The sequence below is a fragment of the Actinoplanes sp. 13 genome (genome assembly GCF_056134165.1).
This window is the reverse complement of the sequence record NZ_JBVYOQ010000027.1, coordinates 63069-87643: the sequence shown is the minus strand read 5'-3', so window position 1 is coordinate 87643 and position 24575 is coordinate 63069. Positions and strand designations below refer to the sequence as shown.

General features: G+C 73.2%; 17 protein-coding genes. All 17 read right to left on the bottom strand.

Translation table 11 applies throughout. The annotated features are described in order from the left end of the window. Positions 1 to 36: 36 nt before the first annotated feature. Genes AC0NH5_RS34650 through AC0NH5_RS34570 form a run of 17 tightly spaced genes read right to left on the bottom strand, consistent with a single transcriptional unit; the run spans position 37 to position 24541 of the window. Positions 37 to 1491 (bottom strand): DUF6519 domain-containing protein, encoded by a 1455-nt coding sequence (locus AC0NH5_RS34650; protein ID WP_474411267.1) that lies wholly within the window; start codon positions 1489 to 1491, stop codon positions 37 to 39. A 25-nt stretch (positions 1492 to 1516) separates the two neighbouring features. After that, entirely contained in the window at positions 1517 to 3619 is a 2103-nt protein-coding gene (locus tag AC0NH5_RS34645; protein WP_474411265.1) for a hypothetical protein, read from the bottom strand. After that, entirely contained in the window at positions 3616 to 7008 is a 3393-nt protein-coding gene (locus AC0NH5_RS34640) for a putative baseplate assembly protein (protein WP_474411263.1), read from the bottom strand. Before AC0NH5_RS34640 ends, AC0NH5_RS34645 begins: the two co-directional genes overlap by 4 nt. Before the next feature lies 1 nt (position 7009). Then, a complete protein-coding gene (locus AC0NH5_RS34635; RefSeq protein WP_474411261.1) occupies positions 7010 to 9703 on the bottom strand; it encodes a putative baseplate assembly protein in 2694 nt (897 codons plus the stop codon). Then, positions 9700 to 10062 carry a GPW/gp25 family protein gene (locus AC0NH5_RS34630; protein ID WP_474411259.1) on the bottom strand — a complete coding sequence of 121 codons (363 nt, stop codon included), beginning with the start codon at positions 10060 to 10062 and terminating at the stop codon, positions 9700 to 9702. The genes AC0NH5_RS34635 and AC0NH5_RS34630 overlap by 4 nt, the downstream gene beginning before the upstream one ends. Positions 10063 to 10065: 3 nt before the next feature. Then, a complete protein-coding gene (locus AC0NH5_RS34625; protein WP_474411257.1) occupies positions 10066 to 10581 on the bottom strand; it encodes a phage baseplate assembly protein V in 516 nt (171 codons plus the stop codon). Positions 10582 to 10589: 8 nt separating this feature from the next. Further along, on the bottom strand, positions 10590 to 11681 hold the full coding sequence (locus AC0NH5_RS34620) for a hypothetical protein (RefSeq protein ID WP_474411255.1): 1092 nt from the start codon (positions 11679 to 11681) through the stop codon (positions 10590 to 10592). A 40-nt stretch (positions 11682 to 11721) separates the two neighbouring features. Beyond that, positions 11722 to 12063, bottom strand: a complete 342-nt coding sequence (locus AC0NH5_RS34615) for a hypothetical protein (protein WP_474411253.1) — start codon at positions 12061 to 12063, stop codon at positions 11722 to 11724. 2 nt (positions 12064 to 12065) lie between these two features. Beyond that, on the bottom strand, positions 12066 to 12695 hold the full coding sequence (locus AC0NH5_RS34610; RefSeq protein WP_474411251.1) for a CIS tube protein: 630 nt from the start codon (positions 12693 to 12695) through the stop codon (positions 12066 to 12068). After that, positions 12692 to 13408, bottom strand: a complete 717-nt coding sequence (locus tag AC0NH5_RS34605) for a hypothetical protein (RefSeq protein WP_474411250.1) — start codon at positions 13406 to 13408, stop codon at positions 12692 to 12694. The genes AC0NH5_RS34610 and AC0NH5_RS34605 overlap by 4 nt, the downstream gene beginning before the upstream one ends. 8 nt (positions 13409 to 13416) lie before the next feature. Next, entirely contained in the window at positions 13417 to 19779 is a 6363-nt protein-coding gene (locus AC0NH5_RS34600; protein WP_474411249.1) for an eCIS core domain-containing protein, read from the bottom strand. Continuing rightward, positions 19776 to 20087 carry a hypothetical protein gene (locus AC0NH5_RS34595; RefSeq protein WP_474411247.1) on the bottom strand — a complete coding sequence of 104 codons (312 nt, stop codon included), beginning with the start codon at positions 20085 to 20087 and terminating at the stop codon, positions 19776 to 19778. Before AC0NH5_RS34595 ends, AC0NH5_RS34600 begins: the two co-directional genes overlap by 4 nt. Next, positions 20078 to 22042: an ATP-binding protein gene (locus AC0NH5_RS34590; RefSeq protein WP_474411246.1), complete on the bottom strand. Its 1965-nt coding sequence runs from the start codon at positions 22040 to 22042 to the stop codon at positions 20078 to 20080. Before AC0NH5_RS34590 ends, AC0NH5_RS34595 begins: the two co-directional genes overlap by 10 nt. Next, a complete protein-coding gene (locus tag AC0NH5_RS34585; protein ID WP_474411245.1) occupies positions 22035 to 22643 on the bottom strand; it encodes a Pvc16 family protein in 609 nt (202 codons plus the stop codon). The genes AC0NH5_RS34590 and AC0NH5_RS34585 overlap by 8 nt, the downstream gene beginning before the upstream one ends. After that, positions 22640 to 23323, bottom strand: coding sequence for a hypothetical protein (locus AC0NH5_RS34580; protein WP_474411244.1), 684 nt, complete (start codon positions 23321 to 23323; stop codon positions 22640 to 22642). Before AC0NH5_RS34580 ends, AC0NH5_RS34585 begins: the two co-directional genes overlap by 4 nt. Continuing rightward, positions 23316 to 24017 carry a hypothetical protein gene (locus AC0NH5_RS34575; RefSeq protein WP_474411243.1) on the bottom strand — a complete coding sequence of 234 codons (702 nt, stop codon included), beginning with the start codon at positions 24015 to 24017 and terminating at the stop codon, positions 23316 to 23318. The genes AC0NH5_RS34580 and AC0NH5_RS34575 overlap by 8 nt, the downstream gene beginning before the upstream one ends. Continuing rightward, the gene (locus AC0NH5_RS34570; RefSeq protein ID WP_474411242.1) at positions 24017 to 24541 is read right to left on the bottom strand and encodes a phage tail protein; all 525 of its coding nucleotides are present in this window, start codon (positions 24539 to 24541) and stop codon (positions 24017 to 24019) included. Before AC0NH5_RS34570 ends, AC0NH5_RS34575 begins: the two co-directional genes overlap by 1 nt. Positions 24542 to 24575 lie beyond the last annotated feature (34 nt).

The following is a 24575-nucleotide window of genomic DNA, read 5'->3' as shown; positions in this document are numbered from 1 at the left end:
CTATCGCACCCCGGCTGACCGTGACGGTCCTGAGCGTCATGCGCCGCCGGAGCGCCGGGGACGGCGCTTGGCGGCCGCCTTGGCCGGTTTCGCGGCGCCGTCGCCGGCCGGCGTCGCCAGCGGGCCGAAGATGAGCCGTAGGTCGCTCTGCTCGCCGGCGCCGGTGATCCACGCCAGCGGAGCGTAGGACACGCTGATGCCGGCCGGCGCGGCCAGCAGCGGGCGCCGCGCCGGGTCCCGCGGCCACTCCACGTCACCGGTGGCGGTGCGGGCCGGGATCAGCCAGTGGTCGCCGGTGGCGTACGCGAAGTCGCCGGCCGCGAAATAGACCTCGACGCCGTCCTCCAGCGGCAGCCAGCGGCCCTCCTGCAACGGCACCGCACCGCCGCGCGCGCCGGTCGTGTCGTCCCCGGCGTGGTCCCACCGGCGCAGGAACGGGTGCCGTTCGGGGCGGCGCCCGACACCCGGATCGGGTTCGCCGGACAGCCGCACGCGACGGCCGGCCGGGTCCACCTCATCCACGCGCAGCAGCGGCAGGGCTTCGAGCCGGCTCGCGTACGCGGTGTCCACCACCTCGACCCGGTCGCCGGCCCGCAGGTCGAGTTTGTCGTCGGCGCCGAGGGTGGTCAGGTCGACCCAGGTGCCGTCGATCCCCTCTACGCCGAACACCACCGAGCCGTTCTCCCGCGACCATTTCAGCGTCGCCCGGTCGGCCGCGCCACCCTCGTGGATCTCCACCCGGTACAGCTGGTTCTCCGGCCCGCGGTACCGGGCGTCCGGTTCGGTCAGGCCGGGGTGGTCGTCGGCGTCCGCCGGCCGCAGCGCCCGTGCCGCCATCCGGGGTTCGTCGTCGCGGACCGCCCAGTCGGCGAGAGCCGCCCGGACCGCTTCGGGTTCCGGGGCGCCGGTCAGCCCGAGCTCCTCGGCGGTCAGCGCGACGACCTGCCAGCTCACCCGCACGCGCGCCGCGGTGTCCGGCACCACCGGGCCGAGCGCGACCTCGCGCAGCGCGGGATCCTCGGCGGCGCTCACCGCGCGTTCGAAGACCTTCAGACAGGCGAGGTACGGGAATGCGTCCGGGAGCAGGTCGTCCGCCCGATCCGGGTCACGGACGCCGTCCGGCTGGGTGAAGTAGGTCCACGGTTCCGGTTCCCCGGCCTCCGGCGGGTTGCCGTCGTCGGGCACCGGAACACCGGGCTCCGGCGGCGTCGCGTCGGCCAGGACACCGTCGACGTAGTAGCGCCCGGCCCCGATCGACAGATCGTCCGGGGCGCCGCCCTGGCCGGGCACGTGGGTGATCGCGAATCCGGCGTCGTCGCGGGGCCCGCCGTCCGGTCCGACCAGATCGGCCACCAGCGTACGCAGCAGGTGGTTCTGGATCGCGGCCTGCTCGTTGAGGTCGGCGTCCAGGGTGACCCGGCCCTGCTGGGCGAGCACCCTCGAATAGTGCCGGCCGGCCCGGAAGGTGTCACGGGACAGATCTGCGTGCATGGTCGGAAAGTCCTTCCAGGGCGGGTCAGGAGACGAAGACGACGGCGGCGTCGACGCCGGCGGGGGTGTACTCGTTGAGCCGGGCGCGCAGGTTGTCCGCCCGCTGCGGCTGGTAAAGGTCGTGGAAGGCGCCCAGTTCGGAGCCGTCCTCGGCGCCACGGGCGATCTCGTCCGGGCAGGCCTCGGCCAGCTGGGCGTAACCGGGCGTGCCGTACCGCTCGCTGACGAACACCGGGCCGGGCCCGGACGGGCAGCGGTGCCGGCGTGGCGTCCGCGAGCCCGCCGGCAGGTAGCTGAACCGCAGCTCGCCGCTCTGGCGCCGGGCGACATGCAGCAACCCGGTGAAGATGCTGTCCGAAGCGGCGGCCACGGCGTGCACGCGCACCTCGCCGAGCACGGTCACCCGGTGTGCGTGCAGGGCGGCGTGGGCGTGGCGGCCGTCGGCGCCCGACAGCGCCGCCCGGTCGGGGCCGGTCGCGTCCAGGATGCTGTCGTGCAGGCGCAGCGGCAGCGGGTCGGTGCCGACCTCGTCGCCGAGCACCTGGATCGAGCCCAGCACGCTCCGGTCGACGAGCACCGCGGCGGTGGTGCTCTCCAGCACGAGGCTGGCCTCCTGCGGGTCCGACGGGACGCACCCGGGCTCCAGCGACCAGCCGGGCACCAGCGTGCTGTGCCGCACGGTGAGCGAGCCGAGCGGGCCGGTGACGTGCACGCCGCGGCCGGTGACGAGCAGCCCGTCGACGATCAGCGACGGCCGCTCGTCCGATCGGCAGTCGTCGGCGACCGAGACAGTGAGCGCGTCGGGCCGGTTGCTCGACCAGTCGAGCAACCGCAGGACCGGGCGGGTGCCGTCGGCCGCGCGCAGCGTCAGGTGCTGCCCTTCAGCCAGTTCGACCTCGAGCTGCTCGGAGTAGGCGCCGCTGTCGGTGATCTCGATGATCGCCCGCGCCGGCCGGTCGTTGCGCCACTGCCGCAGGGCGTCGGCGATCCGGCGGTGCGCCCGCTCGCCCCCGACCTGGTAGTACGCCTGCTCTCCGGGCTCCGGGAGGTCCCGGGGGTACTCACCGCCGCCCAGGTCGTCGCTGAACGCGTGGTGGTAGGTCACGGTCACGCCGCCGTCCGGCGCGGACCGGCCGGCGAACGCGATCCGGCCCAGCTCGGGATCGATCACCACCTGGCCGCGCCGCGGGTGGTACCGCCAGCCGGTCAGATCGGCGACGACCAGATCGGAGGCGGGTACGAGGCGGTCGTCCACCCACACGGCCACCGACTTGCCCGGCCCGTAGTAGTCGGCCAGCCGATCGGCGAACCCTCGCCGCCGCAGAAACGCAGGCACGTTGTCGACGGTGGCCACGTGCGAGGTCGACGGCTCCGGTTCGGGTCTGGTCACCAGCGGGGTGTCGTTGCCGAGCAGCGAGAACGTGTAGAGGTTGCGCCCGCTGTCGACGCAGTGCGCCGGAGCGCGGGTGACGGCGTGCGGCCGCAGCCGCCAGACGTACAGCTGCACACCGGCCGGGAGGTGGCCACGGCGCACGTCCGCCGTCCGCGCGATCGTCTCGAACGGCGTGCCGGTACGGTCGAGGGCGGCGCCGTCGCGCAGGTCGGCGAGGCGCCCGCGGCCGGCGCGGATCGTGTCGGCCCGCCCGGTGCCCGAGCCGTAAAGCCGCACCGGCTGGGTGTGGGCCAGCAGCCGCGAGGTCTCCACGGCCCGGGCCGGCCAGCCGGCCGCCGACTCGGCGAGCTCCTCCAGCAGCGACAGGGTGCCTTTGCGGCGCCGGTACCCGACCGTGGCGGCGACGTCGCGGCGCGGGGCGAGCGCCTCGGCGAGCCGCTGCGCCGAGGTGCCGGACGGGCCAGCGTCACACAGTCCCTCGGTCGGCACCCGCTGGTAGCCGGCCCGGGGCCGGTAGCCGACCAGCTCACCGAGCAGCGGCAGCACCCGGGCGGCGGCGGTCTCCACGAACCAGTCCTGATACTGCTGGTCCACGGTGTCCCGGACGTGGTCGATCTGCTCGGCGATCACCGCGAGCAGGGCCCGAAGCGCTTCACCCTGGTCGTCACCGGCCTGCCGATGCCAGCGCGGCAGCAGCTCGGCTAGTTCGTCGACAGTTCTCGGCGTGCCGGTCATCGGATCTCCGTGAGGGTCAGGTCGCCGGGCGCCAGGGCGGCGAGCTGGGCGGGGCGAATGCCGCGGAACGTGGTGACCACCCGGCCGGCGGGCAGCGGCCGCACGCCGGTGATGCCCGGGTTCAGCCGCACCAGCTCGGCCAGGGCGACGCCGGCCCGCGCGGCGACGCGGGTCAGGCTCTGCGGACCGGTTCCGGCGACGCGGTGGGTTTCTTCAGTGGTACGGGCTGCGCGTGCGGTGACGACGGCCAGCGGTTCGGCCGGCCCGCCCACCGTGGAGAAGACGGCGACGTCGACGTAGTCGACACCGGTGACCGCGTCGGCGACCGCCATCACCTCACTGAGGTGGGCGTCGCGCCCCAGGTCCCGACCGGGATGGCCGAGCCGGCGCAGCAGCGCCTCGCGCAACCGCGGTTCGACCAGTTCCCAGCTGTGTCCCGGGGCCACCCGCACCTCGGCGACCAGACGCAGCGGGATCAGCTCCCGCACGTCCACCCGCACCGGCAGCCGCGGATCGCCGTGCGCGGCCAGTGCCGACCACAGCGCCGGCACCAGCGGGCCGAGGCCGGGGCCGGCGTCGAGCGGCACATCGTCGACGCCGGCCACAGTGACGTGCACGACGCGGCGCCGGCCGTCGAACAGCTCGCGGGCAGCGGCCCGGCCGATGCCCACCCGGGCGCGGGCGAACTCGGCGTAGTCGCTGGTGGACAGCAGCCGGTCCAGGGTGGCGACGGCCAGCGGGATGCGCCGCCGGGCCAGCCCCGGGCCGTCCGGGTCGGCGCCGCCGGTCGCCGGGACCGGGTTGGTGACGCCGGTGACGCCGAGCGGCCGGGTGACCGCCTGGGTGATCCGGTGCGCCGGCAGGTTGCCGGCCGCGCCGGTGCCGAAGCGGTAACGGGCGCGGACGTTCTCCTGCCCGGTGGGCAGTCGGGCGCCGTGCACGCCATCGCCGAACGTGACCGTGGCCCGGCCGTCCGGTGCGGTGCCCAGCGCGTAGACCCGCTCGCCGGGGCCGCGGCCCGCCAGGCTGTCCACCGGCTGCCAGAGCAGCCCGTCGACGCGGATCTCCAGCGCCGGGTGGGCGCCGGACGGGTTCGGCTCGGGCAGCCAGGTCAGCGGCTCCTGCCACAGGGTGAAGACCTGCCCGGCAGCGGTGGCGTCGCCGCTGCCGATCGGCTCGTCACGGCTCTCGCCGTTGCTGGCCGGCACCACGTTGCCGAGGATGCGGACGGTGTCTCGCCGGTACCGGCCGGCGAGGTCCGCCGTCAGGATCAGCGTGGTGTGCGGGTGGTCGCCGGGCACCTCCGGGTCGGTGCCGTGCTCGACGGCGGCGATCACGGCGATCTCCGTGCCCACCGACTCGCGTGTGAAGTTCGGGTCCGTATCGCGCCCCAACTCCCCACGCTCGCTGCCGGCCGGCTTGGGTGTGAAGTGGGGGTGCGTATCGCGCCCCGGCTCTCCCCAGCGGGTGCCGCTGACGGCCAGCAGGCGGCCGGGGCCGAGGCCGCGGTGCAGGCCGGCGAGCTCGACCCGGTTGCCGTGCACGTCGTCGTCGACCGGGCGGCCGGCCGGGCGCAGCGGCTCCCCCACGGCGTAGACCGTGGTGTCGCGGATCTGGGAGAGCAGCACGTCGTCCTCGTCGAGCCACGGATCCTCGAGGGTGAGCCGGGTGCCGCGACCGGTCGTGCCGAACATGCTGTAGGTGGCCGGGCGGGCCTCGACGACCCTGGTCACGACCAGCGCGAGGCCGGCCTTGCCGGGACGTTCGACGGCGACCGTGCTGCCGGCCGTGACGCCGGGCAGAACGACGTCCAGCGGCAGGACGGTGCGCCGGACCGGATCCGGGACGGTGGCGACGGCGATCTCCAGCGTGGCGGGCTGGGTCGCGGCCGGACAGCTGACGACGATCTTCCGGCCGCCGGCGTCGACCGGCTTCCGATCACCGGGGGACACGTCGATCGTACGATCGTCGATCTCGATGGTGATTCGGCGGTCCTCGCCCGGGCTGTTCACGACCAGCCGGTGTGCCGGCAGTTCCGCCTCCAGCCCGACGGTGACCGCCTCGGCGGTACCCGTCACCGTGATGCGCCCCGGGCCCAGCGGGAACGTCGTCGCCGCGGTGGGCAGGTCCACGGTGTGCTGGACAGTGCCGTCCGGCTGGGCGTGGACGAACTCGGCCCGCGACGCGGTGCGGCCGGCGGTGTCGAAGACGACCCGGGTGGTGGTGAGGGTGGCGCCGGGCAGCGGCCAATCGGTCAGCGTGACGACCCTGCCCCGCTCGTCGCGGACCGGTTGCAGCGCCGCCCGCGCCCCGAACGGCGCCGCCGTCGCCCGCAGCGCGATCAGGCTGGTCAGCGCGCCGGCCGGCGGCGCGGCACGACGGGTGGCACGGGCCGGTCCGGTGGGCGCTTCGTCGTGGATGCCGCCCAGGTCGTGAGCTCGGGCGGACAGGTCGGCGAGGACGGCCTCCAGCTCGTCGAACCAGCCGGCGACCGCACGCCGGGAACCGGCGACCACGGCCGCCTCGGTGAGGCGCTCGCGCGGTGCGACCAGCGCGGCGGCGAACGCCTCCGGACTGGTGAACCGGTCGAGCTGGGCGCGCAGTGGCGCCAGGACCTCGGCGTCGACCTCGGCGACGAGCGCACCGGCCGGGCGCGGGTTCGGGCTGCCGTCGCCCGAGTCGGTGATCCACCGGCGCAGCTCGGCCGCCAGCTCGGTAAGGCTGGGCGGCGGCGAGGTGGGCAGGCCGATCGCGGTGACGTCCCGGTCATGGTCCACCCGGACCCGGGCCACCGGCACCAGCCGCCGGGTGGCGGAGGCGCCGGTGCCGAACACGAACAGCAGCCGGTCACCGGCCACCAGCAGCGTGTCGGTACCCGCGACCAGGACCTCGGCGCGGCGGTCGAGGTCGTCGGGGAACAGCAGGCCGGGCCGGCGGCGGCGGACCGCCAGCTCGTTGAAGGCGGCGCGGGCGGTCAGGTCGGCGTCGGTCTCGAACGTCCGCGGCTGCTCGCCGGTCGCCACCGGCACGCTGCGGCTGCGCGAGCCGCGCGGGATCAGCACGTCGGCGTCCGGGCCGCCGGGCTGCGAGCGCGGGTCCAGCCGGTATGCCAGGTGGGTGCTCGCGGCCAGGCCGGGGCGCGGACGGTGGTCGACCAGGCGGCCGAGCAGACCCAGCGACCGCTGGTCGCCGGCGGTCCGCAGATAGCCCTCGGCGGCGATCCGCGCGGAGTGGAAGCTCAGCAGGTCGCCGGCCACGGCCGCCGCGTCGAGCAGGGCGACGGCCGGGTCGTCGGTGGTGCGCACCGTCAGCGGGCGCAACGCCGGGTGCTCCGGCAGCCGGTCCAGCATGGCGGCCAGGAACGCAGCGTGGCCGGTGGGGGTGTCCACGTCACTCGCCTCCGTCGGTCAGGGTGATCACCAGGCGGCCGCCGTCGGGCCGGTCCGGGTCGTTGTCGCACCGCGCGATCTCCAGCGGGCCGAGGCGCAGCAGGCCGGCCGCCAGCTCCCCGGCGCCGGCCTCGAACTGGCGGCGCAACCGGGTCACCCGGGCGCTACGGACGCCGGTCACCGACGCGGCGAGGGCGGTGAGCCGGCTGCCCCGCACCGGGTCGCCGAAGCTCACCGCGTCGGGCCGGAAGGTGGCGAGCAGCCGGCGGTACAGCTCGGCGACGACCCGGCCCCGCTGATGGCCGGGGGCGGTGCGCACCTCGACGGCGATGTCCAGCGGGATCGTGCGGGCGGGCCCGACCACCAGGTCGTGGCCGATGCGCCGGTAGGCCTCCAGGCGGTGCGCGACCTCGTCGAGAAGCTGCCGCGACGGGGTGCCGGTGCCGGCGGCGTCCACCGCGACGTGCGCCTCGGTGACGCTGCCGGTCCACCGCAGCTCGGCGGCCGCGCGCTGCACACCGGGCAGGGCCGAGGCGAGCTCGGCGTAGTCGGCGGCGGTCACCGCGCGCAGGCGGCGGCGCCGCAGGTCGAGCGGCGCCAGGTGGCGGACCTGCTCGACCGGCTCCGGCGCGGTGCCGCCGGTCGCGGGCAGTGGGTTGCGCACGGCCAGCACCGGCGGGAGCTCCCGGTCCGGCAGGCTCGGGTCGTGGGTGAGGACCAGGTGGGCGATCGCGCCGGCGCCGACGTTGCCGGCCGTTCCGCCGCCCAGCCGGTACCGGACCTCCAGTTTCGCCTCCGGCACCTTTCCGTCCGGCGGCCTTTCCTCCGGTGCGGTGGCGCCGTACCGGCCGTCGCCGAACCGCAGCGTCAGCCGGTTGTCGTCGCCGAGCTCGCCGACGAAGTGCCGGTCGCGGGGCCCGCTGTCGAGCAGGTCGCGCCGGGGTGTCCAGGTGTGGCCGCGGTGGTGCGCCGTGACGTCCGGCAGAGCCAGCCGGGGGTCGCCCGCCAGCGCGGCCATCGGGCCGTGCAGCACCGGATCGCCGGGGTGCAGGCCACCCACGTACCGCCGGCCCCAGCTCTGCTCGATCTCGTCGGCGACGTGCGCCGGCAGGACGGTGCCGGCCCGGGCCCGGGCTGCCAGCACGTCGAGGCGCCGCCGCTTGCCGGCCAGCAGCCGGGTCGAGCGGCGCATCAGGTCGCCCAGCGCGCGGACCGGGTCCTCGCGCAGGGCCGCCAGGTCCCGGTGGCCCAGGCCGAACAGCGCGGCCAGCTCGTCGACCTCGGCGTCGGACAGGCCGTCGCGGTCGCCGGCGCTGCGCCACAGGTCGGACAGCCGGGCCCGCACCCGCTCCGGAATGCTCGCCAGATGCGCGGCCTGACCGGCGCAGACGTGCTCCGGCAGCGGGTAGGGCGCGGCCTGGGTGACCGGCCACCGCACCGCCCCCGGCGGCAGCACGTACGGGGCGCCGAGCCGCTCGGTGACCGACCGGCCGTGGTCCACGACGATCGCGTTGCCGTGCGCGACCGTCCCGGCGAGAGGCAGCGCGGCGGTGAGCGCGTCCGCCCGCGACCAGGTGACCTCCAGCACCGGCCGGCCGACGAGACGGTCCATGCCCGGCGTGACGGTTTCCAGGCGTACCGCTTGGTGGTGTTCTTCCGCCTCGAGAACCAGCACGTCGCCGGGGCGCAGCGACAGTGCCCGCCGGCTCCGGTCCGATCCGGCCCAGCCGTCGCGAAGCGTCGCCGCGGTGGCGCCGACCGGCAGGACGTCCTCCTCGCCGTCCCAGATCCACAGCGGGATCGCGTCGTGGTCCGGGTCCAGCCGCACCGGGTGCCGGTCCAGCGGCTCGAAGATCTCCACACCGCCGGACCCGGCCGGTCCGGCCAGGTCCCGGTCGTCGATGACCGCGGCGGTGGTGGCGCCCGGCACCGCGGTCGCGAACCGGTACTCCCCGGGCCGCAGGGTGACCGGTTCGGCAACCTTCACGACCACGACGGCGCGGGCGTTGCCGCCGTCGTGCATCGGGTAGTCGATCAGCCGGGTGTGCCGGCGGACCGAGACCCGGCGGCGGGCGGTGTCCAGGTAGGCCTCGGTGGCTACCGCGTCCTGCTGGTAGGAGATCTGATCAGCGGTGTACGCGAGCAGCTCGACGAGCGTGACACCGAGGTCGGCCGGGTTGCGCTCGACCCAGCCGGGAATCGTCAGCGCCAGCCGGTCCAGCAGCAGCCGCCGGACCGAGTCGTAGTCCCGGGCGGTGTAGTCGATCACCGGGGCCGGCGCCGCCGGGCCCTGCTCCCCCGGGCCGGTGTGGTCGAACGGAGTTCCGAGCTGCGGCCAGAACCGGAAGCCGGCGCCGTAATAGCGCTGGTCGAGACCCGGGTACGGGCGGGTGCCGGGGCGTCCGTGGGCGTCGGTCTCGACGAGCGACAACCGGTATCGCGAGGTGTCGCCGGGCCGGTCGACGGTGACGTGCAGCCGGTCGTCGGCCTCCGGATCGCCGGCGCGCTCCACCGACACCTCGACGGCCGTGATGCCGGTGACCCGGCGGCCGCCGTCGATGCGGACGTTCCCCGGTCGCAGCTCGTCCGGTGCCCGGCCGAGGAAGGTGACGGTCAGCCGCAGCCCGTCGTCGCTCACCTCGACCTCGTCCACCCCGTTGTGGTGGGCCGCCCGGATCGCCGCGCGCCTGTTCATGCTCGCCCCTCGAAGATCTCCTCGGCCGCGGCGCCGGTGCGCCGGACCGTGTAGGCCAGACACACCCGCACAGTGCCGCCGGCGACCGTCATGTCCAGCGACCGCACCTCGATCAGGTCACCCAGCCACCGCTGCAGGCTCGCCCGCACCGACAGCTCCAGCGCCGCGATCAGCTCCGGGCCGGTCGGCGCGAACACCAGGTCCAGCAGGCCGCAACCGAAGTCGGGCCGCATCGGCCGCTCGCCCGGGCCGGTGAACAACAGCTGCTCGATCAGGTCACGGACGTGTTCGTCGTACGTCGCCCCGGCGGTTCGCCCGCGCACGCCGGCGCGGAACGGGAACGCGATGTCGGTTCTCACAGGTCACCTCCGGGGGAAGATCTGGCCGTTGATGTCGACGTTGCCGTTGGTGATCGAGATGCCGCCGGCGCCGTCCTCGATGCGCACCCCGCCGCCGTCGATCCGGATCCGCGAGCCGCCGGCCGCCAGCAGGATGCCGCCGCCCGGCGTATCGAAGATCAACAGCTTGTGGCCGGCCCCGGTCTGGATCACCACCGGCCGGCTCGGCGGCTCGGTCTCCTGCGCGGCCCGGGCGTCGGGCGGCAGCTCGTCCGCCTCGCCGAACCAGGTGCCGGACCAGATCGGGTGGCTCGGGTCGCCCTGCTCGAACTCGATCCACACACCGGCGCCGACGGCGGGCACGGTGAAGTGCCCGAAGCCCTCGCCGGTGAACGGCAGGCACGGCAGCGCCCAGGTGGACACCTCGCGGCCCAGCACGTCGGGCACCTCGGCCCGGATCCGCGCGATGCGCCGCGGATCGGCGTTATCAGCGACCCGGCCCCGGTACTTCCCGAGGAATCGGTTGGTCGGTTCCGGCATCAGCTCTCCTAGGGCCGCACGGTGTCGCTGCGGGCGACCATTCCCTCGCGGGAAATCGTGAAGTTCTGCAGGTACGTCCCCGGCCGCAGCGTGTGCGTGACCGAGGTGACGTAGTAGTCGCCGTCGTACGCGACTCCCGCGCCGCGCACGCCGACCAGCTCCCGGGGGCGCAGCACGTAGCCGTACCGGGTGACGTCCAGCGACCCCGACCCGGCGATCGCGTCCGCCGAGGTCGCGGCTCGGGCCAGCAGCTCGGCCTGCGCCTGCGCGGTGCTCAGCTTCGCGATGTTGCGCAGACTCGGCCGCTTCAGCGCCTCGGTCGGGTCCCGGCCCAGCGGCGGGCGCAGCGGGTCGATCGACGGCTGCGGCAGCTGGACGATCTCCCGGGTGGCCGGATCCTGGACCAGGGCGGTCGGTTCCTCGCGCGCCAGCCCGTCGTACGCGAAGGTCAGCTGGTCGACCGTCGAGTTGGCGTCCATGTTGACCGACAGCGCGTGCTGCCGCTGCCCGGTCCGGATCTGCGGCCCCCAGTACGCGGTCGACCGTCCCGGCTCCGGCCCCGGCTCGAGGTAGAACGTGTAGCCGTTGGCCCGCGCCAGCTGGTTCAGATATTGCAGGTCGGTGCCGCTCTGGAAATCGATCCGCTCGGTCGCGTCCGGCGGCTGCGGCACCTGCTCGGTGATCACCCGCGGCGTGATGCCGAGACTCGCGTACCGGCGCAGGATCATCTCGGCCCGCTGCGACGGCGCCAGGTTGGGGAAGCCCTCCGCGCGCTCCTCCAGGTCCATCGCCAGCGTCAGGTCCTCCCCGGTGACGGTCAGCGTGGACTGCCCCGGCCGGTTGCTCGCCCCCACCTCCTGCCGGGTGATCAACCCGTCGAAGATCACCGTCGGGATGCCGCGCAGCGTCGTGGTCATCACCACCCGGGTACGCGGGTGGAAGAAGCGCTCCGGCAGGTAACGCCGCGCGATCGGCCCGCTCTTCGTCAGGTCGAAAGCGAGCTGGAACCCGCTGCGCTCCCCCGCCGTCGCGGTGATCTGCGCGGACAGCAGCCCGTCGCCGACCTCCGGCGGGATCGGCCGGGGCAGGTCGCGACCCATGCTGAGATTCAGATGAAGCGGGCCACGCCCGAACGGTTCGTCAGGCAAAGTCCGACCCCGCCTTCGGTACGGAGATCCGGCGCCCGGCCTCGGCGGTCAGCTCCCGCGGGTCCAGCACCGGGTTGGCGTCCGCGATCCGCCACCACTGCCCCGGGTCACCGAAATACTTCTGTCCCAGATGGTCGGGACGCTCACCGGCGGTCACGACGTGTCCGGCTGTGCCCTCGCGCATTGGCGGCAGCAGGCGATGCTTGGCGTACCGCACCTCGGTACCGTCCGGCAGCGTGTGCACGGCGATCTCGGCATCGGCGTACCGGCTGGTCCGCGGGTAGCGCCCGGCGCCGGGAATGGCGTCGTAGGCGGCCTGATAGGGCTCCGGCATGATCAGCTCACCGCCCGCCGGGCCAGCTGCTCTTTCATCGCCAGGTGCGCGAGATAGAAGTCAGCACCGGGATGCCCGTCCGGCAGGTCGCTGACGGTCAGAATCTTGAAACTGAGGCTCAGCGAGGCGCGGATCGGGTTGAGGTTGACGTCGAAAGCCTGCTCGTTGACCGAGAACTCGGTCAGCCGGACCGGCATGATCCGCTTGTCGCCCCAGGTGAACAGCGTCAGCGGCATCTCGATCGGGCTGACCTCGATGGCGCCGCGCCGGCTCTGCGCGATGGACTCGCGCAGCTGGGCGGTGGTCGGCTGAATGAGCATCTCCAGCGCCGCGAGCTGCGGGTGGATCCCGTCGGGAGCGGCGACGTCCAGCTGATCGGTGGCGTCGATCTCGGCGGTGAATTTCCATTGCTCCTCGGCGGGCCCCTTGAGCCGGAGCGCTTCGTTGCGGTCGCCGTCGGTGCCGCTGCCGCTGGGGTCCGCGGTCCCCCCGGCCGCCTGCGCCTGAATCGACCGTTCGAGCGTGTCCGGGTTGAACTGCATGACGATGACCCGCTGCGGCGTCCCGCTCTCGGGATCCACCACCACGATCCCCGCCCGAATCGCTCTCGGTATGTCTGCGAACGTGGTCACAGCCGCTCCTCCAGCCGCGCGGCCAAGTCGGCATAGTCATGACCCGGAAAGAGGAGAGGGAAGGCTTCAATCATCGTCTGTAAGCGCCGGGAAGTCTCCTCGAGAACGACATCTCGGAGAGACAGGTCGGCGAAAAGGTACTGCCATCCGTGCACACCCTTGGTCAGCACCAGCGCGTCCATGTACCGCCCGTAGGTGAGGTCGAGTTTAACGAATCCCACTGGATAGGGCGGGTGTTCGATAGCAACCAGGTCCTGGAACCACACGGCGAGCGGCGAAGAGCCAGGTCTCATCTGCAGGTACGTCATCCATCCTCGGGACGAGTTATAAGCCTCGTCGATGTAGCGGAGTTCCGCAATGAAATCACGTTGGAATTCGTTGGGTCTGGCACTTGCCTCCGGGATCGGTTCCTGCCCCAAAATATCCATCGGCGACGGAACCCGATATTCCCCGGACAGTCCCGGAAAATTATCCTCCGACTCCCAATGAACCGCGATCTCCGAGAATCGAAGTGGCGTTTCGAGCATTTCGCGATCCAGCTGCAGATCCCCCCAGTCAGGGTTGAACATCGTCAGTCGCCGCACAGCCGTGAACCCAGGACCGATCTCACCACAGGACTCGTCGATCACATTGATCGAAGCGGCACTGCGTATTTCAGCGAGCGACGCCACATGACGCTCCTCCAAATCATTCGGCGCACGCATTTCAGTCACCTAGCAATCTATCCGATGATAAAGTATCTGCTGTGCCGACTCTCTATCTTCTTCATCTGTTCGTCCAGACCCTCGATCGGCTCACCGGTATCAGGCACCAGGTAGTGAGTCAATTCGCGCTTCATGTGGTCCAGGCTCTCGAAAGGCCTGAGATCGAGGATTGCCAGAACGATCTCGTCATTCCGCGCCACCGCGCCTCGAAGATTCGCCAATGATGTCTCCGTGTTGATATTGATCACCGCCTGTTTCCCCGTAGGCGGCGGAGGCAACCTGAGACTCTTGGACTTTGCCCACGGCCGGGGCGTCCACTCACCCGGGTCCTTACCGCTCCCCTCCCCCGTGTGTTCGTACCTCGACCATCTCGCGGTGATGGATTCCGCGAAGCCCTCAGGGATACCGTTGGGGTAACCGTGATCCGGCCCCGTATAGGGAGTCACCTGAACGCTGTACCGGCCTACTTCCCGATCCTGGTTCTTCAGACCGAATGCCCGGATAGCATCGATTTCAAAGGCCCAGTAGAAGTCCGAGTTGATGTGCAGGTGTGCGGGAATCATGTTCGAACCCGCGGCGGGACCGCCCAACTCTCTGGGCAGCAGGTGCATCGCGCTCCATTTGAATGATCCCATGGCGTTCTGCAGATCGGCCGCGCCGGGGATCTCGTCCCCGTTGGCATCTCGCTGATAAATGTGCCGGAAACCGGGATAATTGATTGCCCGGTTCCTCGGATCGCCATAAGGGTGCTGGCCACCAGTGGACCACTCAGGGTTGATGAATCTGTGCTCGAAGCTCCTCGGCAGACCTTCGGTAAACAGACTGCGGTCGTCGGTGGGCGGGTATTGCAGCGGCTCGTCCCTATCGGTGGGCACGCTGCGCTCCGTCACTCCGTCGGCCGCCTCCATCTCCGGATTGAGCACTGCCCGGACACTGAAATCCTCGGCACCTCGCTTGAACAACGCCGTCAGCCGGTACCAGGAGCGCAACTGAGCCAGGAATTGGATGTGGTCGCGCTCGAGAATCCCCCGTTTCAATCTGCCCTCGATCCGCGGGCGGATACGCGCGACGATCTCCCGGAGCCTCTTGTCCTTGCCCTCTTCCTCGCGCTGCTTCTTATGCTCCTTTTTGTCCTGCCTGTCCTTGGGCAACGTGATGTCGCTTCGGCCCTGCGGCCTTCGCTGATCCTTCGGCCTGCCCGGCACGGTGTCGTCCTTGTCGCGCCTCGGCCCGGCGCCGTCCCCGTCCTTCGGCCCGCCCGGGGTCCGCTCGTCCCCGTCACTCCTCGGCTTGGGCGCGCTCGGATCCTCGTCCTTCGGCTTGGTACGCGCCGGCTCCTTTGGCTTCGCGGTCATCTCGGCCTTCGGCCGGGGTCTCGGCGGCGGGGTCGGCCGAGGGTTCGGTCGCTCGTCCTGTTCGGTCTTCGGCCGACCGTCCTTGTCCTTGGCGGTGGCGGGCACGGGCTTCCTCGGTGCGGTGGCGGGCGTGGGCGCCGGCGGACGGGTGCCGTCCGGGCGCGCCCCGTCGGGGCGCACCCCGGCCGGTGCCGTCTCTGGGCGGCCCTTCGGCCGGTCCGGTGCTCCGGCCGCCTTCTCTCCCGGCCGCGTGCGGAGCGGTCCTGACGGGGCCGGGGCGGGCCGGCGGGCCGGGCCACCGGCCGGGCGGGTTCCAGTGCCTGAGGTCGGACGAGGTCCCACGCCGGCCGGCCGCGGCAGAGTTCCCGGCTTCCCGGGACCGCCCGGCCGTTGCGCCGCCCGCGGGCCGTCACCGTCCTGCCTCGTGCCGCCGGACTCCGGCTCGCCCTCCTTGCGCGGCCCCTGCCCGGCGCGGTTCTTGTCCCTGGTCATGCGCTGGGCGACACCCTTCAGGCGCTTGCCCACCTTGGCCACGTACTTGCCGATGCCGCTGAGCAAAGCCTCATAGGCCAACTCGAGCAGCGCGACGATGCCGGCAGCGACCGCCTTGGCGAACAACACCCCCGCACCGCCTTGGCGGACCGAGATCAGCCAGGCCAGCACCGCGCCCATCGCGCGCAGGATCTCTCCCAGAGCGCCGATCGCCACCTTGATCGCGTCGATCACCGCCATCACCCAGCCCGCGCCCGGGATCAGCTTGGCGATGACCTTGGTGATGACGATCTCGCCGATGATGAAGGGGAGCATCGGGACGATCGCGTCCCAGGTCTCCTTGACGATTTTCTCCAGGGTGAAGCCGCCCTTGATCAGGGTGTCGATGACCGCCTTGCCGACGCCCAGGACCTCCTCGATCTTGGACTGGAACCACTGCTTGACCGCCGCCTTCACTTCACGGAACAGGTGGTTCTTCGCGCCGTCCACCGCTGAGTTCTTGGCGCCGCTCAGCCAGCCGCCCGGGTCCGACAGGAAGTCGACGGCGACGAACAGGAAGGTGCCCAGCATCCCCAACAGCTGCGACGCCATCGCCAGGTAGTGCTTGAGCGCGTCGACCACCGCCCTGACAGCGGTCATCAATGCCTCGAACAGAACTTTCAAGAGGTCGCCCAGCAGCCGGCCCAACCTGTCCAGCAGGTCCTTGACGATCCGCTTGAGCTGCTCGGCCAGCCGGTTGACCAGGTCTATCGCGGCCTTGATCAGGTTGGTGATCAGGTTGCGGATCTTCCTGGCCAGGTCGATGATCGCGCGCACCATCGCCTTCGCGAACTCGATCAGGTCCTCGATCAGTCGTTTGATCGTGTCGACGATGAAGGTGCGCGCCTCGTTGATCCAGCGCTCCACCGTCTCCTTGAAGTTCTTGATGAAGCCCACGACAGCGTCCCGGGCCGCACGGATCACCCGTACGATCGCTTTCTTGATCTCGATGACCTTGTTCTTGAGCCAGTCGAAGGCCTTGGTCACCCAGTTGCCGGAGTCCTGGACGGCGGTGTCGCGTTTCTGGTTCGCCTCGCGCTCGGCCTTGCCGGCCTCGTCGCGAATCTTCTTGTCGCTGCCGGTCTTCTCCCGCGCGACGTCGTCGTCGGCCTTCTTCTCGCGGTCGGTGACGTCCTTGCGGACCCTGGTCTGCCGGTCGGTCTTCTTGGTGCCGAGCCTGGACAGCTCGGTGTCCTGGTCGCGGCGCCACACCGTGCGCTGGGCCTCGACGTCGCCGAACGCGGCGTCCCGCTCGTTGCGCTGGCTCTCGGTGTTGACCCGGATCTCGGTGTCGACCTTGGACCGGTGGCGCGTCTGCGACTCGCGGAAGCCCTGGTCCTTGGCCTGCCGGCTCTGCGACATGCCCTGCTGACCCTGCTGGAACGAGGCCTGGATGGCCGGTCCGTTGTCGTGCTCGGCCACCTTCGAGGCCGCCTCGGCAGGCACGACGCCGGTGGGCGCGCTGCCCGCAGCGACCGGGGCGCCGCCGGACCGGGCGGGCACGTCGGACTGCATCTGCTCCGGCGGGACGTCGGGATAGACCTGGTCCTCGCCCATGCCGCGGCCGGCATCGTCGCGACCCGCGGAAACCGTGTCCTGGCCCTTGGTGTCGACGGCGGCGCCCTGCTCGCCGGAGGTCTGCTCGGCGGCGGCGCCGGCGTTCACCCCGGGGGCGTTGCCGGCCATGGCCTGTTTCAGCGCCTCGTCCTTGGTCGGCAGGCCGGCGAACTTGGCCGCCAGCTCGGTCGGATCGACCTCGAAGCCGAAGAACTGCGCCACCTTGCCGCCGACGAAGCCGAGCGCCATCTTGAACGTGTCCCAGCCGCTCGGGCCCTCCTCCTTCTCCGCCTCGATCGGCCCCTCGGGTTGCCGGGCGCCGGTGACCTCGGCCCTCTCCTGGTTCGGCGGTTGCGAGCGCTGCGCCGGATCCTGTGAGTACTGCACCGGGGCGTCGGTCTTCGGGGCGCCGGACAGGGTCTGCGGTGCGCCGGCCGGTCGCTGCATCGACGGCGGGGCGGCGGCCAGGTTCTTGTGCTCGTCGCCGACTGTCCGGTCGGCCGCGCTGCCCACGCTGGTCATCGACTCGAGGGCGCGGTGCGGTTCGAGCTGCGCGGCGGTGGCGAGTCCGGCCTCGGGCGACACCGTCGACAGGTTCGGGGCCGGCGCGGACTCCTTCGCCGCTCGCCGGGGCGGCGTTGCCGCGCTGCCGCCGGACCGCCCACCCGGGGCGGGCGACGATTGCGGGGCCCCGCCGGGTGCGGCCGTAAGACCGGGCTCCGACGTGGGAACAGGGTCCGGAGCGGCGGCGCGGGGGGCCGGCGTCGCTTGCGGTGACGGCGTTTCGCGTACGGTCGTCTGCTCCGCGATGGGCGCCGGTGCGGTCGCGACCTCGGCGGGAGCGGCCGGTGCAGGTTCGGCCACCGGTGCGGGTTCGGCCACCGGCGCTGCCGGGGCGCTGCCGGACCCGCCGGGATCCGGGGTGTGCTCAACTGGAGCCGGCGCGGCCTGGCCGCTGGCCGGCTGCTGCGGCGCCTTCTCCGGGGCGGCTCGGACCTGATCGCCGGCCGCCGGTGTGCCCTGCTCCTGCTTGGCGGCCTGTTCGCTCTCGGGGCTGCCGCCCTCCGACCTGCCGGCCGAGGCCTGCACGGTGACCTGCGCGTCCACCGGCCCGGCCTTCGGATCCGCGCCGCTGGTGGGTACCGGTGACGCGGCGGCCGGGCCAGGCGGCGCGGCGGCGATCGGCTCGAGTGACTCGGCGTCCGGCGGCTCCTGCTCCAGGGGCCGCTCCGGCTCGGCCGGCTGGCGCTCGGCCTCGGCCGCCGCCGCCTCGTCGCGGGCGTCCTCGGCGTCCTCCGCGTCGCGTTCTGCTTGCACCTGGTCAGCCCGGGTGACCGGTGGCGCCGGGAACGACGGCATCGGCGGTGTGGCGCCGGTGGCCTCGTCGACCCGGTCGGCGGTGGGGATCCCGGACACGTCGGGGTCCTGGGCCGGCAGGAAGTCCTCCGGCCGCAGGGTGATGTCCCAGGCGCTCGGCTCCCCGCCGCCGACGTCCACCTCGGACTGGTGGGTGGGCGGTGACTCGGCGGGCGGCTCCTCCTCCAAGCCCTCGACGTCCTGGTTGCGGACCGGATCCAGGGTGGCCGCGCCGCCCGGCAGCTGGGTTCCGGCACCGGTGACGGCCGGTGAGCCGGTCGGCACGTCGAGCCCGCGCTTGTCCTCGGGCTTCACCTGCCGGGTCGCGGCCACCGCCTCGGCCGCCGCCGGCCGGTTCCGCGCCGCAGACTCCTCCGGGCCCGCGACCGGCGCCTCCCGCTGCGGGGCCGATTCCACGGGCGCCTCGGTGCCCGCCTTCGACTCCTGCCGGCCGGGCGCGGCGGAGGAGGCCGGCGCGGACGAGGCCGGCGCGGAGGAGGTCGGCGCGGCGGAGGTCGGCGCGGCGGAGGAGGCAGCCGGCGCCGATGCGGCGGCCGGCTGGGGCGTCGCCGGGGTGCGCGACTCCGCTCCGCCCTGAGGCGTGACCCGGTCGCCCGGCACCCCACCGTTGCGCGGCGTGCTGCCGACCGCCCCAGGGCCGGCGACCAGCTCCTTCTCCGGCCCCGGCGCCGGATCGGCCCGCTGCTCCCGGCGCCGCTCCTCACCTTCACGCCGGGCCGCGGTCTCCCGCTCCCACCACAACTGCGCGGCCGCGTCCGGTTCAGCCGCCGGCGCGTCGTGCGCACCCGCCTCGACGTCGACGTCGTCGCCGGCCTGGTCCAGCAAGTCGAGCACCCGCTCGTACTCGGTGCTCAGCAGCCGCCGCTCCAGGCGGTCGAGCACCGGCTCCACCAGGCCCTCCGGCAGCCGGGCCAGCTGGACCCGGGTCCGCTTGGACCAGTCGGCCGGGTCGCCGCGCAGCGTCCGCAGAATGTTCGCGGCCAGCCGGTCCGGCAGCGTCGCCGGGTCCAGCCGCTCCCCGCGCAACCGGTCCGCGGTGACCGTCGCATAGCGCATCCAGCCGGGCGTCGGCGCCTCCGGCGTGACCTCGACGTCCTCCGGCCCCTCCGCCTGCTGCGCGGTCTCCTCCGCCGCTTGCTCCGCGGGCTGCGCGGCCAGGCTGACCGCGCCGTCGTCCCGGCCGGCTCGCAACGCCCCGAGCCCCTGCGGGTCCTGCACGGTGTGCAGCAGCTCGTGCGCGAGCAGCCGCCGACCGTCCGCGGTGCCCGGCTGGAACGCCCCGGCCCGGAAGAAGATGTCCTGCCCGACGGCGACGGCGTCCGCTCCGAGCAGCGTGGTCAGGGCGTCCGCGTCCCGGTCGGTGTGCAGCCGCACCCTGGTGAAGTCGTGACCGAGCCGCTCCTCCGCCTCCCGCCGCACGCTGAGGTCGAGCGGCTGCCCGGCCCCGCTGACGATGCTCTTCGGCTCGGGCGCGGGGCGCGTGCCGGTGCGGTTCGGCTTGCGGCGCTTGCCGTCCCGGCCGGTGGACTGCCGCTCCTGAGCGGCTCGGGCGGTGCTCATCGCTCCCCCCGTACCGCGCGGTCTCGTGCTTGCTGACCCTGACCGCTCAGGCCGGCATGCACCGACCTGGCCAGCGCCACGCCGAGCTCGTGCGGCGAAGCCGCGGGTCCGAGCGGCGGCAGCCCGGCGAGCACGTCCAGGTCGCGAGCTTTTTCCGGACCAAGAGCAAGGGGTACGCCGTGCGAGCGCACCAGCCGGGTCAGCTCGGTGGTGAACGCGGCCGACACCAGCTCAGGGTCGAGCGGGCGGTCGAAACCGTCGAACACCAGCTCGCCGATCTCCACGTGAACGTCGCGGTTCAGACCCATCCGCGCACCTCCCCCGGGGTCAGCGAGCGTTCGAGCTTGGAATATTCGGTGCGGGCGGCCGCGAGCAGGTGCCGCATCTGCAGCTTGTCGCCTTCCTCGGCGGCCAGGAAAGCACCCGACAGGGCGATGTTGCGGATCGAGCCGCCGGCCACCGTCAGCTGGGCCAGCAACCGCGGGTCGAGGCCCTTGGCCGGGGTCTCCTCGGGCAGCACGCGCTGCCAGATCTCGGCACGCTCGCGCTCGCCGGGGAACGGGAAGTCGACGACGAACCGGATGCGGCGCAGGAACGCCGGGTCGAGGGCCTGCTTCATGTTGCTGGTCAGCACCGCGAGCCCGCGGTACGCCTCCATCCGCATCAGCAGGTAGCTGACCTCGAGGTTGGCGTAGCGGTCGTGGCTGTCCTTGACCTCGCTGCGCTTGCCGAACAGCGCGTCGGCCTCGTCGAAGAGCAGCACCGCCCCGCCCTGCTCGGCGGCGTCGAAGACAGCTCGCAGGTTCTTCTCGGTCTCGCCGATGTATTTGCTCACCACCTGGGACAGGTCGATGACGAACAGGTCGAGGCCCAGCTCGCCGGCGATCACCTCGGCGGCGAGCGTCTTGCCGGTGCCCGAGCCGCCGGCGAACAGCACGGTGACGCCCAGCCCGCGGCGCAGCGTCCGGGCGAAGCCCCACTCCTGATGGACGACGGCACGCCGGCGCACGTGGGCGGTGATCTCCCGGAGGACGGCGGTCTGGCGTTCGGGCAGCACCAGGTCGGTCCAGCCCGCCGACGGTTCGATCCGGCGGCCGAGTTCGTCCAGGCCGATCCGCGCCTCGGCCAGGCCGGCCCGCCACGCCACCGCCGCGGCCGTCGTGGCGGCCGGCTCGTCGCCCGCGGCCGGTGCGTCCTGCCGCGCTGAGGTTTGTGCCAGGTCCCGGCGGACCGTGGCGGCGACCGACCGGACAGTGTGCGGCGGCAGCTGGAACTGGGCGACCAGGTCGCGCACCTGCTCGTCGGCGAGGCCGTCGACACCGGCGAAGGCGTCGCGCCAGATCGCGAGCTGCTCGCGGTCGGGCAGCGGCGGCACGGTGACCCGCTGACCGCGCGGCTCGCCGGTGTGCCGGGGGTCGTCACCGGTCACGACCAGCGGAACGGCCGCGGCGGCCAGGAACGCGTCGGCGGCGGAGGACTGGCCCCGGTCCATCGGGCCGGTCTCCACCAGCAGGACGGCCGGCAGCAGGATCGCCTCGCGCTGCCACAGCCGGGCGAGCCGGTCGCGGTCGGCCGGGTCGGTGGGTATGTCGGCGGTGGGCATCACGTACAGGTGCAGACCGAGCAGCGCGGCCGCCGCGGCGGCGATGTCGGTACGGACCCGGCGCGGCCCGCCGGTCAGGTCGACACGCGGCACGGCGTCGGCAAGACCGGTCGCGACCTGCTCGGCGGTCCGCCGATAGGTGGGTGGCAGGTCGTCCGGCGGGGCTGCCGGGCGCAGCATGCCGTGCAGCCGGGCGTCCAGATAGGGCGTGCCGGCCAGGAAGTGCAGGACCCGTTCGTCGATGCGCAGCGGCGAGCCGGTCAGCCGGGTCTCGTCGGCGGGTTCGACCAGCCGAAAGCGGCGCAGCGGCGCAACCGGGGTGAGCGCGCTCCAGTGCGGTTCGGGCAGGGCGGCCAGCGCGAGGCCGAACGTCGGGTAGGTCCGCTCCGGGTCGCCGGCGGCTCCGGCACACCGGCTGCCGGTGGTGGGTTCGAGCTCGGCGGCGGCCGCCAGAAGCAGGACAGCGCGCTCGAACCGGGTCAGGCCGAAGCAGTCCACCAGCATGTCGAGAGACGGCAGGGCGGGGTCCTCGCTCTGCTCAGGAGCCTGTGCCGGGCCGGCGGCGTGGGCGTCGAGGCGGGCCAGCACGGAACGGACGGCGGTGGCCAGGGCCACCTCGCCGCCGCTCGTGTCCGCCGACTCGCGGGCCCGTTCAGCCACCGGCGTTCACCGTGACCGTTCGCTCCCGGACCGGCGGCCGCTGCCCCGGCACCCCGCGACCCTCGATCAGCACGAGGGCCGCCTGATAGACCACCGAGAGCACGTACGGGGTCTGGTTGAACATCCCCCACAGCTTCGAGGTCTCGTCCACGTCCATCTGCGTGGGCGTGAGCCGCACCCGCTGGATCGACTCGGCGAGATCGCTGCCGTCGAGGTACGGCCGCTGCGCCGCCTCCTCGATCACGTCGCGCGGCAGCAGCGGGAGCTCGTGCAGGGTGCGGATCACGCTGCCGATCAGCCGCTGGCCGACCAGCTCGTTCTCCTCGCCGTAGGCGCTGATCAGGTAGTGCAGGTCGAGCGCGGCGGTGGGGCGGGCCACCAGCGTGCCGTCCGAGGCCCGGGTGGGCAGGTCGGCGTTGCGCATCGCCACGTCCGGGGTGACCTGGTAGCAGAAGACCGTGATCGCCGGCTCGCTGGGCGGTTCGGTGTGCGGGCGGCGGGTCTGCACGGACACCGCGAAGTCGATCTCCGGGGGCAGGTGGTTCTCGATCTGCATCGCCAGCGCCTGAGTGACGGTCGCGATGGCCAGGGCGTTGCTCACGGACGCCTCCCCACGGTCAGGTAGTCGGTCAGGCTCACCGACGGGGACTGCCGGCCGGGCCGCGCGGCACGGGCGGGTGCCCGGCCGGCACCGGTGCCCGCGGCGCGCACCTCCAGCCGGCCGATCCGCACGTGCACGGCCGGCTCAGCGGGGCGTTCCCGGCGGCGGATGGCCGGCGGCTGGACGGCGCTGCGCCGTACGCCCGGGTTTCGATCTGCCCTCGGCATCGCCCGCACGGTGGGTGCCCGACCGTCCTGGCTCGCGGCCCGGGTCGCGGTGGGTGGCGACGGGCGGACCCCGGCGGACACTGCCGGCGGCGTGGGCGTGATCCGGGGAGCGGCCGCCGGCCGCGGGTGCGGTGCCGCGATCGGTCGCGGCGGCCCGGGGAGCGTCCGGGAGCTGACGGGGGAAGGCGCCGGCGGCGGCAGGGCGGCCGGGGCTGCCGGGGTCTCGGTGTGGATCTCGACGTGCCGCTCGACGCGATCGCGCCACGGCAACGACGGCGAGACGGCCTCGGCGGCCGGATGCGGTGCGGGCGGCGACGCCTGCGGCTGCTCGGTCACCTCGGTCCAGCGCGGTTCGGCGCGCTCGAAGCGGCCGGCCAGCCGCGGCCGCGCCAGGCTCGCGACCGCTCCGGCACGGCGGGCCAGCAACCGATCGAAGTAGTCCGGCTCAGGCATCGGCGCACAGCTCCAGGTAGTAGCGGCGCCGCAGCGGGCTCAGCGCCAGGATCTCCGCCTCGCTCCAGCCGTACGCGCCGGCCAGCACATGCACGTCGAGCAGCAGGTCGCGAGCCCAGAAGTCCAGCTCGGTCCAGAGATAGGCGGCGATGTCGAGCTGGAGCGGGGTCATCGCCGCGCAGCCGGGGCAGGCGACCCGCACCGTGACGTCGCCGGACGGGTCCACCCGCTCGGCCGCCTCGGCCAGCCGCCGCTGGATGTGCTCCGGCAGCTCGTCGGCGGCCACCGCCCGGCCGTCGTGCCGGGCGGCCAGCGTGCAGCGCGCCATCAGTTCCCGGCGATCGGTGGCCGCCGCCAGGTCGCCGGCGGTGGGCGCCCGGAACTCGACCTCCCAGCCGTCGTCGGCCACCCGCAACGGCTCGCCGGCGCGGTCGGGATGCCGGGAGAGCGCCGCCGCGTCGAGGTCGAACTCCAGCGCCGCACCGCAGCTCGCGCACTCGGCGAGCACCTCCATCCGGTCGCCGAACAGGGCACGGCGCAGCGCGTACAGGTCCGCGTCGCGCTCGCCCACCGGGGCTGCGAGCAGCTCGGCGGGCTGGGCCCCGGGACGCGCCGTGTGGTGCAGCGCCAGGGAGCGGGCAGGTCCCGAGCAGGCCAGCCCCCGCTCCCAGGCGGTCAGCAGGTCGAGCGTCATCAGGCCGGATCGGTGAACGACGGCTCGACCGGCTCGCGCACCTCGTAGTCGCGTTCCCAGCCCTCCACCTCGAGCTTGAGGCTCTGGATGGCGACCGCGTTGGCGTTGGCGTCCAGCTCACCGACCACCTGGTACTCACTGACCCAGCAGCGGTACAGGCGGTGCGAGACCGCGACCTGGCCGGCCTCGTTCAGCACGTCGATGATGATGTTCTTGCGGAAGTCGGCCAGCGACACCTCGGCGCCGAGCCCGGCGCCGACCTGCCAGACCTTGTTGGCCCAGCGGTCGAACTCCGGGTCGTGGGTCACCCCGCGCTCCAGGGTGACGCCCTCGAACTCGGAGCGGCCCGGCGACTTGCGCGGCGAGCTGGGCGAGCCGCCGTCGCGGTGCTTGACCACCTCGGTGGTGCGCTTCAACGGGCTGATCTTGCTGACTCCGGCGACCGTACGCCCGTCCCACCGGACCAGGAACTTGAAGTTCTTGTACGGGTCGAACCGGTGCGCGTTGACCTCGAACTCGGCCATCGAATTCCTTCGCTCCTCGGCTGCAGCAGGCGGG

Bases quoted from the DNA above. Each gene is read 5' to 3' on its own strand.
- AC0NH5_RS34635 (WP_474411261.1), bottom strand. From the start codon at position 9,703: ATGAACAGGCGCGCGGCGATCCGGGCGGCCCACCACAACGGGGTGGAC.
- AC0NH5_RS34620 (WP_474411255.1), bottom strand. From the start codon at position 11,681: ATGGGTCGCGACCTGCCCCGGCCGATCCCGCCGGAGGTCGGCGACGGG.
- AC0NH5_RS34580 (WP_474411244.1), bottom strand. From the start codon at position 23,323: ATGCCTGAGCCGGACTACTTCGATCGGTTGCTGGCCCGCCGTGCCGGA.
- AC0NH5_RS34600 (WP_474411249.1), bottom strand. From the start codon at position 19,779: ATGAGCACCGCCCGAGCCGCTCAGGAGCGGCAGTCCACCGGCCGGGAC.
- AC0NH5_RS34650 (WP_474411267.1), bottom strand. From the start codon at position 1,491: ATGCACGCAGATCTGTCCCGTGACACCTTCCGGGCCGGCCGGCACTAT.
- AC0NH5_RS34595 (WP_474411247.1), bottom strand. From the start codon at position 20,087: ATGGGTCTGAACCGCGACGTTCACGTGGAGATCGGCGAGCTGGTGTTC.
- AC0NH5_RS34575 (WP_474411243.1), bottom strand. From the start codon at position 24,017: ATGACGCTCGACCTGCTGACCGCCTGGGAGCGGGGGCTGGCCTGCTCG.
- AC0NH5_RS34570 (WP_474411242.1), bottom strand. From the start codon at position 24,541: ATGGCCGAGTTCGAGGTCAACGCGCACCGGTTCGACCCGTACAAGAAC.
- AC0NH5_RS34625 (WP_474411257.1), bottom strand. From the start codon at position 10,581: ATGCCGGAACCGACCAACCGATTCCTCGGGAAGTACCGGGGCCGGGTC.
- AC0NH5_RS34615 (WP_474411253.1), bottom strand. From the start codon at position 12,063: ATGCCGGAGCCCTATCAGGCCGCCTACGACGCCATTCCCGGCGCCGGG.
- AC0NH5_RS34645 (WP_474411265.1), bottom strand. From the start codon at position 3,619: ATGACCGGCACGCCGAGAACTGTCGACGAACTAGCCGAGCTGCTGCCG.